The following is a 12,777-nucleotide window of genomic DNA, read 5'->3' as shown; positions in this document are numbered from 1 at the left end:
ACCGGTCAGGCAATTCCAGGGGTGGCGAATTCCGAGGGGGAGAAATGCGGAAGCGGAAAGTGGTCGGGCAATTCCGAACAGTTGCGGCGCCGCCTGAAAAGGCGGCGGGCAGAATTCCGAGAATTCGGGGTCCGCTGTCGAGGCCGATGTTTTCGCTGGTGCTCGCGCTGCTGGTCGCCGCGGTTCCGGCGGTGTTCGCCGCGCCGGCCGGTGCGGCCGCGGGCGGGGTCGTGTACGTCGTCCAGGGTCTGCCCGGACAGACCGTCGACGTCCGGGTGGACGGCAAGGTGGTGGCGCGTGGGGTCGCCGCGACGAAGGTCGTCGGGCCGTTCTCGGTGGCGGCCGGGCAGCGCCGGATCACCGCGGTGGCGGGCGGGAAGACGCTGGTCGACCGGCAGATCGCGGTCAAGGCCGGCAGTAACCAGGACGTGGTGATCCACCGGCCCGCCGCGCCGACGGCTCCGCCGGTGATCACCAGTTACCCGAACAAGCTGACCGCCGTACCGAAGGACAAGGCGGCGGTCCGGGTCGCGCACACGGCCGCGGTCGGACCGGCCGACATCCGGGTGAACGGGAAAGTGCTGTTCGCCAACGTGGCGAACGGAGAATCACTCGACGTAGTCGTTCCGGCCGGAACTTACACCGTCGACATCGTGCCGGCCGGAGCCAACGGACCGGTTGTTCTGGGCCCGGCGCAGTTGCCCGTCGAGGCCGGATATCTGACCCGGGTATTCGCGGTCGGGGAACCGAACTCGAAAACCATGGCCGTCGCGGTCGCGACCCTGCGGCTGCCGGGCACGGGAACGGACAAACCGGGAGTCGTCGACACCGGGACCGGCGGTCAGGCGGCGGCGATGACGCGGCAGGAGCCGTCGGTGGCGCCGCTGCTCGCCCTGGTCCTGCTGGGCGGTTGCGCGGTGCTGGTGACGGTCCGGAAGGCGGTCCGTCGCTGACCAAGATGCTGCTCGGTCTGCTTCTGGTTCTCAGCGTGGCCCTGGAGGGGTGTGCCGCGCAGATGGACGAAGCAGGCCCGGGCCGTGGAGCGGGCGGTGGCACGGTGTCGGTGCCGCCGCCCGTCGAGTCAGGGTCGGTGCCGCAGGCAAGGATCGGTACGCCGGCCGCGAGTCAGCGGATCCGGTTCGTGCCGACCGAGGTCGTGCTGCCCGGCGGCGCGGCGGCGACCGTTGAGCCGGCCGGCACGGTGGGAGGCCGCCTCGCCGTTCCGGACGCCGTACGCCGGGTGGGCTGGTGGGACGGTGGTGCGCAGGCGGGTGATCCGTTCGGGGCCGTCGTCCTGGCCGGACACGTCGACTCCCCGACCGAAGGGATCGGGTACTTCGCGCGGCTGCTCCGCATCCAGGTCGGTGAGACGGTCGAGCTGCGCGGGGACGGGCGCAGCGCGTCGTACCGGGTGAGCTCGGTGGTGGAGGTGCCGAAGGACGCGCTCGCGACGCGCAGCGGTGCCTTCGAGCAGACCGGCGACCACCAGCTGTCGCTGATCACCTGCACGGGCGCGTACGACGCGGCGCGGGGTAGCTACGCATCGAACCTGCTGGTCACGGCGGTCCCGCTCGGGTTGGCCAGATGACCTGTGGGCACAGGGAACCGGCCTTCACCGCGGCGCTGCGGCGGCTGGGAGTCAGGTGACTCACTGACCGCGCCCCGGAGTGGTCCCTGAAGTCGGGGAGCCGGTGTTCAGCTCGAGTCCCCGGCGGTGGATGATGTTGACATGACAAGTCCGACCGCACCCCCGGCCCCAGGAGACGAGCGCGCCGCTCGCCGGGCGCGCTGGCTGCTGGTCTTCGTACTCGGCTGCCTCGCGCTGACGATCTCCGTCATCACCTCACACCTGTGACCGCGGCTCCGGGTGCGTGCCACCCGGAGTAGCGGCCCGGACGCTAGGGTCTGGGTATGGCGAGGTATTTCGACGTGCATCCGGAGAATCCGCAGAAGCGGGCGATCGGTCAGGTGGTCGACCTGGTTCGTTCCGGCGGGCTGATCGCGTACCCGACGGACTCGTGCTTCGCGCTCGGATGCCAGCTCGGCAACCGGGACGGCATCGACCGGATCAAGTCGATCCGGCACCTGGACGACCGGCACCACTTCACGCTGGTCTGCCAGGACTTCGCCCAGCTGGGCCAGTTCGTGCACATCAGCAACGCGGTGTTCCGGTCGATCAAGGCGGCGACGCCGGGCAGCTACACGTTCATCCTGCCCGCGACCAAAGAGGTGCCGCGACGGCTGCTGCACCCGAAGAAGAAGACGGTCGGCGTGCGGATCCCCGACCACGTCGTCGCGCAGGCGCTGGTCGCCGAGCTGGGCGAGCCGCTGTTGTCGAGCACCTTGCTGCTGCCCGACCACGAGGAGCCGATGACCCAGGGCTGGGAGATCAAGGAAGAGCTCGACAACCAGCTCGACGCGGTGATCGACTCCGGCGAGGCCGGCACCGAGCCGACCACGGTGATCGACTTCTCCGACGACGTCCCGGAAATCGTCCGCGTCGGCGCGGGCGACCCGAGCCCGTTCGAGTAGCCGAGCGGCGCCTTCGCATCCTGACAAACTGACCGGGTGAACACACTCGACCTCAGCCCCGACGAACTGCTCACCACCACCAGGACCGTGCGCAAGCGGCTGGATCTGGACAAGCCGGTGCCGATGGCACTGATCCGTGAGTGCATCGAGATCGCGCTGCAGGCGCCTTCGGGCAGCAATCGGCAGACCTGGCACTGGCTGGTGGTCACGGACGCCGGCAAGCGGGCGCAGATCGGTGAGTACTACCGGCGTGCGGTCGCGGCGTACCTGGAGTCCTCCGGTGCGGCCGGACGCTTGTACGCCGACGACCCGGAGCGGGCGCCTGTTCAGCAGCGGGTCGGATCGAGCGTGGCCTATCTGGGCGAGCGGATGGGACAGGTGCCGGTGCTGGTGATTCCGTGCCTGACGGCGAAGAACCTTCCGGCCGGGAACCAGGCCGGACTGTGGGGGTCGATCCTGCCGGCCGCGTGGAGCTACATGCTGGCGGCGCGGGCTCGTGGTCTCGGTACGGCGTGGACGACGTTGCACCTGAACTACGAGGCCGAGGTGTCGGAGCTGCTCGGGCTGCCTGAGGAGGTGCGCCAGTCGGTGCTGATTCCGACGGCGTACTCGATCGGCACGGACTTCAAGCCTGCCGCGCGGCAGCCGCTCGACGAGGTGCTGCACCTCGACAGCTGGTGACTAACGGGCAAAATGCGTATAGCTTGTTAGAGTGCGATTCGAACCGGAGCTGGTCGGCGGGCACGTGGTGCTCGATCTGCTCAACACGGTCGCGTGGCGGTTGGACCCCGACCGGTGGGTGGACCGGATCGCCGAGCCCGGCGCGCGCGACGACTGGTTGCGGGCCGTCGGGCTGACGCCGGCGCCGAGCGACCTCACGGTCCTGCGCGAAACGGCGTACCGGGTGCTCCAGCCAGTCGCCGTCGGCGCGAAGCCCGAGGGCGTCGACGAGTTGCGGGAGCTGATGGTCGCGGCCGTCGGCAAGGCCCGGATCGCGCAGCTCAACCCCCTGCGCTGGCAGGCCGACGACCCCGTGACCGAGCTGACGCTCGCCACCTGGCGGCTGCTGGAGGACGAAGACCTCGGCCGGCTCAGGCAGTGCCAGGACGACGACTGCGGCTGGCTGTTCCTCGACCGCAGCAAGAACGGCTCGAGACGCTGGTGCAGTTCGGCCGACTGCGGCAACCGCGCCCGTGCCAAACGCCACTACCGCAGGACCCACCCATGAACACCAAGGCGTTCGCCGAAGGAGTGCGGCTCGGAGTCGGCCCGGGCGCGGCGGCTTTCGTGCTGGCGTTGAGCTTCGGGGCCGAGGCGGAAGCCCGCGGCTGGGGATTCGGGCTCCCGGTGCTGTTCTCGGCGCTGGCGTTCTCCGGCTCGGCCCAGTTCACCCTGCTCACCGCCCTGGCCGGCGGCTCAGCGCTCGCGGCGATCACCTCGTCGGTGCTGATCAACGCGCGCTACCTCGTGATGAGCGTCGCCCTCAACGACAGTCTCGAAGGCGGCCGTCTCCGGCGGGCGGTCCAGGCCCTGGCGCTCGCCGACGCGTCCTTCGTCGCCGCGCACCGCGACGACGGCCGGTACGACGCCGCGCGGTTGATCGGCGCGAGCGTGCCGCAGTGGATCTTCTGGGTCAGCGGTACGGCGATCGGCGCGCTCACGTCCCCGTCGTCCGAGCTGATGCACACCCTGGGCCTCGACGTCGCGTTCCCGGCGTTCTTCCTGATTCTCGCGCTCGACGAGCTCAGGAGATCGCGCCGGGCGTTCGCGGCCGCGCTGTTCGGCGCGGCGATCGCCGCGCTGCTGCTCCTGGTCACCAGCCCGGGCTACGCGCTGCTCGGCGCGACGGCGGGCGCGCTGATCGGCGTACTGCCCGAGAAGGAGGACACCGCATGAGGATCTGGCTGTCCGTACTGGCCGTGACCGTGCTGAGTTGGTTGCTCAAGGCAAGCGCTCCGCTGATCGTCGCGCATCACAAGCTGCCTGCGAGCGTGATCAGGATGACGGCGCTGACGGCACCGGTGCTGCTCGCCGGGCTGATCGTGACCGAGCTCGGTGGCCAGGAGATCGACTGGACCCAGCTGGCCGGCGTCGGCGTGGCCGGCTCGCTGGGCGTGCTCAAGGTGCCGATGCTGGTCGCCGTCGCGGGCGGCATCGTGGCGACCGCGCTGATCAGGCTGTCGGTCGGGTAGCTGCCAGCTCGTCGATGGTGAGGCCGCTGAGAATCGAGCGCGGTTCGGAGACGGTCAGGTCGAGCATCGGATCGGCGGACTCGTCGCGCACCTTGACCAGCAACCAGTCACTGTCGGTGCGGGTGAAGGCCCACGTCCCGTTCAGCTTGACGCCGCGCAGGTGGACCTTCAGATGCCCGCGCTCGATCGCTTCACCCGCCGGGATCGGCCGGCGTTGCTTGTCGCGGGTGAGATTGGTGTAGACGCCGGCGTCCCAGACGATCACCGCGCCGCTGCCGTACTTGGCCTCGGCGTGCACGCCCTCGTACGTCGCGTACTCCAGGTCGTGGTCGGTGGTGAACACCGCGAGCCGCTTGACCGCCGGGTCGAGGGACGGCCCGAGCGGCACGGCCCACGACTTCAGGACGCCGTCGGCCTCGAGCCGGACGTCGTAGTGCCGGCGCCGCGCGTCGTGCAGTTGCACCACGAACACCGGAGCACCGGCAGCATCAGTTGCCTCAGGCATCGATTCCTCCGCGGGTGGTCCGCCGTAGGTGGAGTCTACGGCGGACCACGACGCAGGAATCAGGCGGCGCTGGTGGCCGGCGCCTCGATCTGGTCGCGCAGCTTGTCGAGAATGCCGCGCAGCAGGCGGGAGACCTGCATCTGGCTGACGCCGATCTCGGCGCCGATGTCGGCCTGGGTGTGACCCTCGATGAAGCGCAGTTCGAGGATCTTGCGTTCGCGCGGCGTGAGGTCGTTCAGCACCGGTTCGAGCACGGCGACGGCTTCGGTGCGCTCGAACGAGGTGTCCTCCTCGTCCGCGATCGTGTCGGCCAGGTTGGCGGTCGACTCACCGTCGACCGGGCGATCCAGCGACAGTACGGAGAAACAGCCGTCGGCGGCGATCGCGGCCTCGATCTCGGCGACGTCGGTGCCGATCTCGGCGGCCAGCTCCTCCAGGGTCGGATCGCGCTGCAGATCCTGGACGAGTTGCGGGCGTACGTTCGCGATCGACCCCTGCAGTTCCTGCAGCCGCCGCGGGATCCGCACCGTCCACGAGCAGTCGCGGAAGTAGCGCTTCACCTCGCCACGGATGGTCGGTACGGCGTACGCGAGAAACGGTGTCCCGGTGTCGGGACGGTAGCTGCGGGCCGCCTTGAGCAGCCCGAGGTAGGCGACCTGATCCAGGTCGTCGGCCTCGACACCGCGGCCGCGGAACCGGCTCGCGATGCTGTGGGCGATTCCCAGGTTCAGTTCGATGGCTTGCTCCAGCAGGGACTGCTGAAGTTTTTCGTCGGTGCTGGCGGCCCGGCGGGCAAGAAGTTCCCGGGTGGCCAGATCTCGGCGCTGCTTCGGATCGGAGGGCAGCTGCTCTTCGACGGTGGTGCCGGCAAGTACGGTGACCATGATTCTTGACCTCGCGACTGTTGAGTCACGGCGCGGCACATGTCTGGACCGCGGTCAATATCTGTGGAGTCATTCCTACCCCATGATCGTCGAAGTTATGCATCCGACCCCGAACTCTCATGAAGTCGTTGGATCGAGATCGGGCTGAAACACAGCTCCCACCAGACAATGTCGCGGTGCGTGACCGCGCAGAACGGGTCATCATCTGTGGAGCTCTGGTCAGTCCAGTGACCGCAGGACCGCCAGCGCGGCCGTCGGCGGATGCCCGGAGTCACGCCATCGCAACGTCCAGGTGTACGGCGGTACGCCGGCCGCCAGCGGCTTGACCACGACTCCCTCGGGCGCCGGGGTCGACAGCAGCCCGAGCGCGACGCACTCGCCGGCCCGGACGAGTTCGAGCGCCGAACTCGTCCCGTCGGTGCTGGCCGGGTGCCGGCGCGGCTGGAACCCCGCCGTCCGGAAGCAGCCGAGCACGAAGTCGTTCCACTCCGGCGCGAAGTCGTCGCGGGGCAGGTAGTGCACCTCGCCGGCCAGTTCACGGACCGCGACCGCGTCGGCGCGCGTGAGCGGATGGTCGGTCGGCAGCGCGATGCCGAGCGCTTCGCGGCGCATCACTCGCTGAACCAGTCCGTCGGCGAGACGTGCCGTGGACCCGCACAGAGCCAGATCGAGTTCGCCGTTGAGCAGCCGCTGCTCCTGCTCGCGACTGCCGCGGCTGCTGACCTCGAGCCGCAGCGTCGGAAGTCGCTCGCGCAGCCGGGCCAGGACCGCGCGCGGCGTGACCAGGTCGGTCTGCAGGACGTCGATCCGCAGAACCTGGTCGCGTCCGGCGGCGGCGGTCGCTTCGGCGACGCCGGAACGGATGGCGGCGAGCGCACTCTGCGCATGCGGCAGAAAGGCCTCGCCGGCCGCGGTCAGCGTCACCCCGCGCGGCGACCGCTCGAACAGCTGGGCCCCGAGCTGGGCCTCCAGCCGGCGGATCTGATTGCTGAGGGCCGGCTGGGACACGTACAACCGGCGGGCGGCAGCGGTGAAGTGCAACTCCTCTGCCATCACCAGGAAGTACCGCACCAGCCGTAGATCGACGTCCATGAACTTCCTCACCTGCAGTGATAACCAGAAGCTGTGACGTTAGTGCTCTTGCGTCTTGGACGTCGAGGCCTGACGGCGCTCACCGTGGAGGTCATGACGACACAGCGTGAGAAGCTGCGCAGCAGCTGGGAAGTTCAGCAAGCGGGTCACGCACCGGATCGCGAACTCCGGTTCCGGTTGATCCTGGACTACGTCGAGGCGCTGGCCGGCCCGCCGCGGCGGGTGCTCGACCTGTGCTGCGGTCCGGGTTCGCTGACTCGCCGTGTCCTGGAACGGTTTCCCGAGGCAGAGGTCGTCGCGGTTGACGTCGACCCGGTGCTGCTCGATCTGGCCCGCGACGCCTTCGCCGGCGACGACCGGGTCTCGGTGATCGCCCGGCAGTTGGCCGCGCCCGGCTGGTACGAAGGGCTGCCGGGCACGTTCGACGCGGTGGTGACCGCGACGGCGATGCACTGGTTCCCGGCGGACGCGCTCGCCGGCGTGTACGCGGGCGTCGCGCGGGTGCTGCGCTCGGGCGGCGTGTTCGCGAACGCTGACCACATCCCGATTGCGGAGCCCGTACTGCGGTCAGCGGCGGACCGGCTGCACGCCGAGCACCTGCGGACGACGTTCGCCAACGCGGAGGACTGCGACGGCTGGTACGAGCGTGCGTACAGCGATCCCCGGTACGCCGGGCTGCGGGCCGAACGGGAGAAGGTGTTCGCGCACTGGTCGGGCGATCTGCTCGAGCGCGATGGCTGGCACGTCGACCTGCTGCGCCGGACCGGTTTCGAACGCGCCGGCGCGGTCTGGCGGCGGGGCAACGACGCACTGGTGGTGGCGATCCGCGGGTGAGCGTCAGGGCGCGCATGGCCTGGCGCGGGCCGGGTACTGGTCGGCGTCCGACTGGGAAGGGGAGACAGCCATGACCGAACGGCCCGAAGAGCTGGTCGACGACCTGATCGACGAGACCCGGGGTCCGGAAGAGGATCCGCCGAAGGACACGACCATCGACGACGCCGCGGAGGACGTTCCGGCGCCCGGTGGCCGGGAAAAGGGTGGTGACGGCGTACCGGTCACTCCCGAGCCGCCGGACTGACTGCCGGGTGGCGGCCCCGGCGCTGTCTGCTCAACGCCGGGGCCTTGGGCAACCAGTACTTGCATCCTCCTGGTGCCCAGCAAGCCTTGATCCATTCGTCTTTACGGAGGTAGCCGTCGATGAGACTGGGATTCAAGCTGATCGCGGAGGCGTACTCGCCGACCGAGATCGTCGACCAGGCGGTCCGCGCCGAGCAGGCCGGATTCGACTTCGTCGAGGTCAGCGATCACTTCCATCCGTGGGTGTCCGAGCACGAGCACTCCGGTTTCGCCTTCTCGATGCTCGCCGCGGCCGCGGCACGGACCACGGCGATCGAACTCGCGACCGGCGTGACGTGCCCGTTCATCCGGTACCACCCGGCCGTGGTGGCGCAGATGGCGGCGACCACCGCGCTGCTGTCCGGTGGGCGGTTCACGCTCGGTGTCGGCGCGGGTGAGCGGCTCAATGAGCACGTGGTCGGCAAGGGCTGGCCGGCGGTGTCGCAACGGCACGAGATGCTGCGCGAGTCGCTGGAGATCATCCGGTTGCTGTGGAGCGGCGGCTACCAGTCCTACGAGGGCAAGCACCTGCAGCTCGAGGACGCGCGGGTCTTCGACCTGCCCGACGAGCTGCCGCGGATCGCCGTCGCCGCGGGTGGCCCCGAAGCGGCCCGGCTCGCGGCCGAGCTGGGCGATGCGCTGTTCACCACCGAACCCCGTGACGACCTCGTCGCGGCGTACCAGGAGGCCGGTGGCGACGGACCCCGGTACGCCGAGGTGCCGCTGGCCTGGGCGTCGTCGGAGGACGACGCGGCCGAGTCGGCGCGACGGTTGTTCCGATTCGGCGTGACCGGGTGGAAGGTGCAGGCCGAGTTGCCGAACCCGGTCAACTTCGACGCCGCGACCAAGCTCGTGACGGCCGACCACATGAAGGAGGAGTTCGGCTGCGGGCCGGACATCGCCCGGCACGTCGAGGTGGCCAAGCCGTTCGTCGAGGCGGGATACGACCAGTTGGCGCTGATCAACGCGGGCCCGGACATGGACGGGTTCTTCGACTTCTTCACCAAGGAGCTCGGGCCGGCACTGCGCGAGTTGTAGAGGTGAACGAACGACCGCGGGGCCCCACTCGTCGAGAGTGAGGCCCCGCGGTCTGTGGAGATCGATCAGTCGCCCGGCCATTCGCCGGTCCAGCGCTCGAACGCCTTCGCGCCGCCCCGGTCGATGACCGCCTTGACCACGGCGTAAAGGGCGCCCTGCAGTGCGGCGGCCAGCAGGAGCTGCCGCCACGGGTACTCCGACTGCAGCGCGTCCGGGGCGTCGTCCTCGTCGGCGATCCGCTTCCAGACCTGCTTGAAGATCGCGCCGGCGACCATACCGCCGGCGATCCCGGACAGCAGACCGAACGGCCGATAGGCCAGCTTCACGGCTTTTGTGCTCACCGGCTCCGCCCCACGATCCAGGCGGCGGCACCGACGCCGAGCGCGACCGCGCCGCCGACGGCTGCGGTGGCCTTCGGGTGCCTGCGACTCAGCTCGGGAACCTGCCTGGCCTTGGCCGGCAGGTTCTTCGCCTGCGCGGGAACCGTCTTCATCCGCTCCGGCACGTTCAGGTGCTTGGCCCGCTCACCCATCCCGGCCGCGGTGATCTTCGCCTTGTGGCCGGCCTGGCCCGCAGCCTGTACGGCGCGATGGCCGGCCTCGGCGGCCGACTCCTTGATCCGGCGCGGCACGTTCAGCTGGCGGGTCAGTTCCTGGACCGTGTCGGCCAGGTGCTGCCGGGTCATCTCCAGATCGGCGCGCAGCGCCTCGGCCTCGGTCATGTGCTCGGTGGCCATGGGCCGGGGAGCGGCGGCAGGCCGCGGTTTGGTCTGGCGCGTGGTGCTCATACGTTCCTTCCTAACGGCTGGTGGCCCTTCAGTGCTTCGAGGTCCTCGTGCACGCCATCGACGGCGCGCTGAGGAACGGGCGGGGTGGCCCGGCTGACGTGCCGCTTGCCCAGCAGGGCCGCGACACCGGCGACGGCGAACAGCACCAGCGCCACGATCAACGCCGCCAGCCACGCCGGTACGACGTACGCGAGGCCGAGGATGGCGGTGGTCACCAGCGCGCCCAGGCCGTAGAAGGCGAACGCGCCCGCGCCGCCGAACAGCCCGACGCCGAGACCGGCCTCCTTGCCCTTGTCCTTGAGCTCGATCTTGGCCAGCTGCAGCTCGTCGCGGACCAGGCGACTCACGTCGCTGGTCAACTCGGCCACCAGCGCACCCACTTGCCCGTCCGGTGCGGTCCGTCGGCCGTCCTCGTGGACGGCCGGTGCCTGCGTCGCCATGGTTACCTCCGTCGGATCGGCTCGACGACCTGGTACCCAGGGCGGTTCCCGGCAACCAAACGCACAAATTCTGACCCGGGCCGGCCGGTAAGTTGCCTGGTCAGGGATTCGAGCACGAGGAGGGGAACCGGGATGGACTGGAAACTCGAGCTGGTGTCGGTACCGGTGGCCGACGTCGACCGGGCGAAGGCCTTCTACACCGACAAGATCGGCTTCGTCGCCGATCACGACCACAAGATCAGCGACGAGCTGCGGTTCGTCCAGCTGACCCCGCCGGGATCGGCCTGTTCGATCGCGATCGGCACCGGCCTGACGCAGGCCGAGCCGGGATCGGTGCAGGGACTGCAGATCGTCGTCGCGGACGTGGCCGCGGCCCGTGACGAGCTGGCCGGGCGGGGCGTCGAGGTGAGCGAGGTGCAGGAGTTTCCGTGGGGGCGCTTCGTGTTCTTCGCCGACCCGGACGGAAACTCCTGGGCCGTGCAGCAGCTTCCCGCGTGGTCCTGATTGCCCTGGACACGACAATCGGCAGCCGTTCACCGGCTGCCGATTGTCGCGGAAAGTCAATTCCGCGGTAGTTGTTCGTTCGGGTCCTCGTCGGGGTCCACGCCCGGGTCCGGGAAGTCCGGAGTGTCCGGATCGTTGGGATCGAGGACCGGATCGACCAGATCGGGGTTCTGGTCGGGCTCGCTGCCGGGACCGGTCGGCACGATCGGGGGAATGGGATTGCTGGTGGACATGATGGACCTCCTTGGTCGCGTCCTTCCGGTGCCCACAACCGCTCCGGGTAATTCCTGAGGGTCTTTGTGTTAAAGGCAATTCGGGATACCGCTAGGGATGGTTCACTCACCGGTTGTAGGGTGTCCTTTGGTTGAGCAGCCAGCCGACGTGAGATGCGCCGACGACTGCGGTCCCTCCCGAGGACGAAAATGCCCGACCTCCAGCGCCACCCCCGGTCCAGACGACACCTTCCCGTCGCCGCCCCTGTTCAGAAGTCAGGTCCCATGCCTGTTGCCAGCCCGGTAGCCCCTCCCTCCACGCGGCCCGAGTCGGTCCATGTCCGGATCGGCGGCCGGTGGATCGCCGGCCAGGCCCTGTCCCGCCGGACCGCCCCGACCGGCGCCCGCGAGATCCTGATCAGCCACCACGGTCACCTCGTCTGGGTCGACCAGGACCAGGTCCGTACGCCGTAACCCCGCGCAGCGCCGGCGAGCTGCCAGACTCTGGCTGTGGAGCTTCGGCAGCTGGAGTACTTCGTGGCGGTGGCGCACGAGCGCAGCTTCACGCTCGCCGCGCGCCGGCTGCACGTCGTCCAGAGTGCGGTGAGTGCGGCGATCGCGTCGCTGGAACGCGATCTGAAGGTCACTTTGTTCGAGCGGTCGGCGCAGCGCGTCGTACTGACCGAGGCCGGTACGGCGTTGCTGCCGGAGGCGCTCGCGGTGATGGACGCGGTCCAGGGCGCGCGGGACGTCGTCGACGAGCTCGGCGCCGGGATGCGTGGATCGGTCCGGGTCGGGCTGCTGCCCGGCCTCGGCCTGATCGACCTGCCGGCGGCCGCGGGCGAGTTCCGGCGACGCCACCAGAACGTCGAGCTGCAGCTCCGGGTCGAGCCCGAGGGGTCGGCCGGCGTCATCGCCGGGCTGCGCAACGGTGACATCGACGTCGGCTTCCTGGGGGTCGGCGCGGGCAGCGTTCCGCGCGAGTTGACGGCCTGGGAGTTGCTGCGGGTGCCGCAGGTGCTCGCCGTGCCCACCGGCCACCGGCTGGCCCGGCGGCGATCGGTGGAGCTGGCGGACCTGGCCGACGAGGCGTTCGTGGACTTCCCGCCCGGCTTCGGGACCCGGACGATGATCGACCAGACCTTCGAGGCGGCCGGAATCGGCCGGCACGTCGCCGTCGAGGCGCTCGGCATCGACAACGGCGTCCAGTTCGTCCGGCACGGGGTCGGGCTCGGCATCCTGCCCGGCTACGCGATCGCGGGGGAGGAGGCGATCCGGGCGGTGCCGATCAAGGACCAGGACTTCCAGTGGTCGCTCTACATGGCGACGCTGCGCAAGCGGAAGCCGTCGGTGGCACTGCGAGCCCTGCTCGGGCTGGTCGTCTCCCATCTGCAGCACCCACCCGGTACGACGCCGGGCGCCGACCTGATGGATCAACGGAATTGATCCACCCATCGAGTTGAGTCGTTGGACTT

General features: G+C 69.7%; 21 protein-coding genes. 14 read left to right on the top strand and 7 right to left on the bottom strand.

Annotated features, from left to right (window positions below; all coding sequences use genetic code 11):
- Positions 1–146 precede the first annotated feature (146 nt).
- From BWI15_RS28950 to BWI15_RS28920, 8 genes are all read left to right on the top strand, one after another.
- A complete protein-coding gene (locus BWI15_RS28950) occupies positions 147–953 on the top strand; it encodes a DUF4397 domain-containing protein (protein ID WP_237771507.1) in 807 nt (268 codons plus the stop codon).
- Between the two features lie 62 nt (positions 954–1,015).
- Positions 1,016–1,588 (top strand): class F sortase, encoded by a 573-nt coding sequence (locus BWI15_RS28945; RefSeq protein ID WP_237771506.1) that lies wholly within the window; start codon positions 1,016–1,018, stop codon positions 1,586–1,588.
- A gap of 141 nt (positions 1,589–1,729) precedes the next feature.
- Positions 1,730–1,855 carry a hypothetical protein gene (locus BWI15_RS40500; protein ID WP_269087195.1) on the top strand — a complete coding sequence of 42 codons (126 nt, stop codon included), beginning with the start codon at positions 1,730–1,732 and terminating at the stop codon, positions 1,853–1,855.
- 56 nt (positions 1,856–1,911) lie between these two features.
- Positions 1,912–2,532 carry an L-threonylcarbamoyladenylate synthase gene (locus BWI15_RS28940; protein ID WP_077017720.1) on the top strand — a complete coding sequence of 207 codons (621 nt, stop codon included), beginning with the start codon at positions 1,912–1,914 and terminating at the stop codon, positions 2,530–2,532.
- 36 nt (positions 2,533–2,568) lie between these two features.
- The gene (locus tag BWI15_RS28935; RefSeq protein WP_077017719.1) at positions 2,569–3,213 is read left to right on the top strand and encodes a nitroreductase family protein; all 645 of its coding nucleotides are present in this window, start codon (positions 2,569–2,571) and stop codon (positions 3,211–3,213) included.
- 31 nt (positions 3,214–3,244) lie between these two features.
- The gene (locus tag BWI15_RS28930; RefSeq protein WP_077017718.1) at positions 3,245–3,760 is read left to right on the top strand and encodes a CGNR zinc finger domain-containing protein; all 516 of its coding nucleotides are present in this window, start codon (positions 3,245–3,247) and stop codon (positions 3,758–3,760) included.
- On the top strand, positions 3,757–4,428 hold the full coding sequence (locus BWI15_RS28925) for an AzlC family ABC transporter permease (RefSeq protein ID WP_077017717.1): 672 nt from the start codon (positions 3,757–3,759) through the stop codon (positions 4,426–4,428). The genes BWI15_RS28930 and BWI15_RS28925 overlap by 4 nt, the downstream gene beginning before the upstream one ends.
- The gene (locus tag BWI15_RS28920) at positions 4,425–4,724 is read left to right on the top strand and encodes an AzlD domain-containing protein (RefSeq protein WP_077017716.1); all 300 of its coding nucleotides are present in this window, start codon (positions 4,425–4,427) and stop codon (positions 4,722–4,724) included. Before BWI15_RS28925 ends, BWI15_RS28920 begins: the two co-directional genes overlap by 4 nt.
- Here the strand turns inward: BWI15_RS28920 and BWI15_RS28915 are convergent.
- From BWI15_RS28915 to BWI15_RS28905, 3 genes are all read right to left on the bottom strand, one after another.
- Entirely contained in the window at positions 4,705–5,229 is a 525-nt protein-coding gene (locus BWI15_RS28915; protein WP_077017715.1) for a DNA polymerase ligase N-terminal domain-containing protein, read from the bottom strand. The two genes, BWI15_RS28920 and BWI15_RS28915, sit on opposite strands and share 20 nt — an antisense overlap.
- A gap of 59 nt (positions 5,230–5,288) precedes the next feature.
- The gene (locus tag BWI15_RS28910) at positions 5,289–6,113 is read right to left on the bottom strand and encodes a SigB/SigF/SigG family RNA polymerase sigma factor (protein ID WP_077017714.1); all 825 of its coding nucleotides are present in this window, start codon (positions 6,111–6,113) and stop codon (positions 5,289–5,291) included.
- Between the two features lie 219 nt (positions 6,114–6,332).
- A complete protein-coding gene (locus BWI15_RS28905) occupies positions 6,333–7,205 on the bottom strand; it encodes a LysR family transcriptional regulator (protein ID WP_077017713.1) in 873 nt (290 codons plus the stop codon).
- A gap of 93 nt (positions 7,206–7,298) precedes the next feature.
- On the opposite strand from BWI15_RS28905, the gene BWI15_RS28900 reads away from it, so the two are divergent.
- The 3 genes from BWI15_RS28900 (at position 7,299) to BWI15_RS28895 (ending at position 9,359) form a co-directional block, all read left to right on the top strand.
- Positions 7,299–8,039: a class I SAM-dependent methyltransferase gene (locus tag BWI15_RS28900; RefSeq protein WP_077017712.1), complete on the top strand. Its 741-nt coding sequence runs from the start codon at positions 7,299–7,301 to the stop codon at positions 8,037–8,039.
- Positions 8,040–8,109: 70 nt separating this feature from the next.
- Positions 8,110–8,283 carry a hypothetical protein gene (locus BWI15_RS39560; RefSeq protein ID WP_168197391.1) on the top strand — a complete coding sequence of 58 codons (174 nt, stop codon included), beginning with the start codon at positions 8,110–8,112 and terminating at the stop codon, positions 8,281–8,283.
- 119 nt (positions 8,284–8,402) lie between these two features.
- Positions 8,403–9,359: a TIGR03557 family F420-dependent LLM class oxidoreductase gene (locus BWI15_RS28895; protein ID WP_077017711.1), complete on the top strand. Its 957-nt coding sequence runs from the start codon at positions 8,403–8,405 to the stop codon at positions 9,357–9,359.
- A gap of 65 nt (positions 9,360–9,424) precedes the next feature.
- On the opposite strand, the gene BWI15_RS28890 is transcribed toward BWI15_RS28895, so the two are convergent.
- The 3 genes from BWI15_RS28890 to BWI15_RS28880 are packed head-to-tail and all read right to left on the bottom strand — an operon-like array spanning position 9,425 to position 10,586.
- Positions 9,425–9,700: a DUF4235 domain-containing protein gene (locus BWI15_RS28890; RefSeq protein WP_083751084.1), complete on the bottom strand. Its 276-nt coding sequence runs from the start codon at positions 9,698–9,700 to the stop codon at positions 9,425–9,427.
- Positions 9,697–10,146 (bottom strand): DUF3618 domain-containing protein, encoded by a 450-nt coding sequence (locus BWI15_RS28885; protein WP_077017709.1) that lies wholly within the window; start codon positions 10,144–10,146, stop codon positions 9,697–9,699. The genes BWI15_RS28890 and BWI15_RS28885 overlap by 4 nt, the downstream gene beginning before the upstream one ends.
- Positions 10,143–10,586, bottom strand: a complete 444-nt coding sequence (locus BWI15_RS28880) for a phage holin family protein (RefSeq protein ID WP_077017708.1) — start codon at positions 10,584–10,586, stop codon at positions 10,143–10,145. Before BWI15_RS28880 ends, BWI15_RS28885 begins: the two co-directional genes overlap by 4 nt.
- Positions 10,587–10,718: 132 nt before the next feature.
- Between BWI15_RS28880 and BWI15_RS28875 the strand changes: the two genes are divergently transcribed.
- Entirely contained in the window at positions 10,719–11,090 is a 372-nt protein-coding gene (locus BWI15_RS28875; RefSeq protein ID WP_077017707.1) for a glyoxalase superfamily protein, read from the top strand.
- Between the two features lie 56 nt (positions 11,091–11,146).
- Here BWI15_RS28875 and BWI15_RS39555 read toward each other — a convergent pair whose 3' ends face one another.
- Positions 11,147–11,323 (bottom strand): hypothetical protein, encoded by a 177-nt coding sequence (locus BWI15_RS39555; RefSeq protein ID WP_168197390.1) that lies wholly within the window; start codon positions 11,321–11,323, stop codon positions 11,147–11,149.
- Between the two features lie 264 nt (positions 11,324–11,587).
- On the opposite strand from BWI15_RS39555, the gene BWI15_RS28870 reads away from it, so the two are divergent.
- Together BWI15_RS28870 and BWI15_RS28865 are read left to right on the top strand one after the other, a co-directional pair.
- Positions 11,588–11,776, top strand: coding sequence for a hypothetical protein (locus BWI15_RS28870; RefSeq protein ID WP_237771505.1), 189 nt, complete (start codon positions 11,588–11,590; stop codon positions 11,774–11,776).
- 36 nt (positions 11,777–11,812) lie between these two features.
- Positions 11,813–12,748 carry a LysR family transcriptional regulator gene (locus BWI15_RS28865; RefSeq protein ID WP_077017705.1) on the top strand — a complete coding sequence of 312 codons (936 nt, stop codon included), beginning with the start codon at positions 11,813–11,815 and terminating at the stop codon, positions 12,746–12,748.
- Positions 12,749–12,777: the final 29 nt, after the last annotated feature.

Origin of the sequence: Kribbella sp. ALI-6-A (genome assembly GCF_001984195.1) — a bacterium.
In the GTDB taxonomy this organism is placed as follows: Bacteria; Actinomycetota; Actinomycetes; order Propionibacteriales; family Kribbellaceae; genus Kribbella.
The sequence above is the reverse complement of the archived record's forward strand: the minus strand, read 5'-3'. Positions and strand labels throughout refer to the sequence as shown.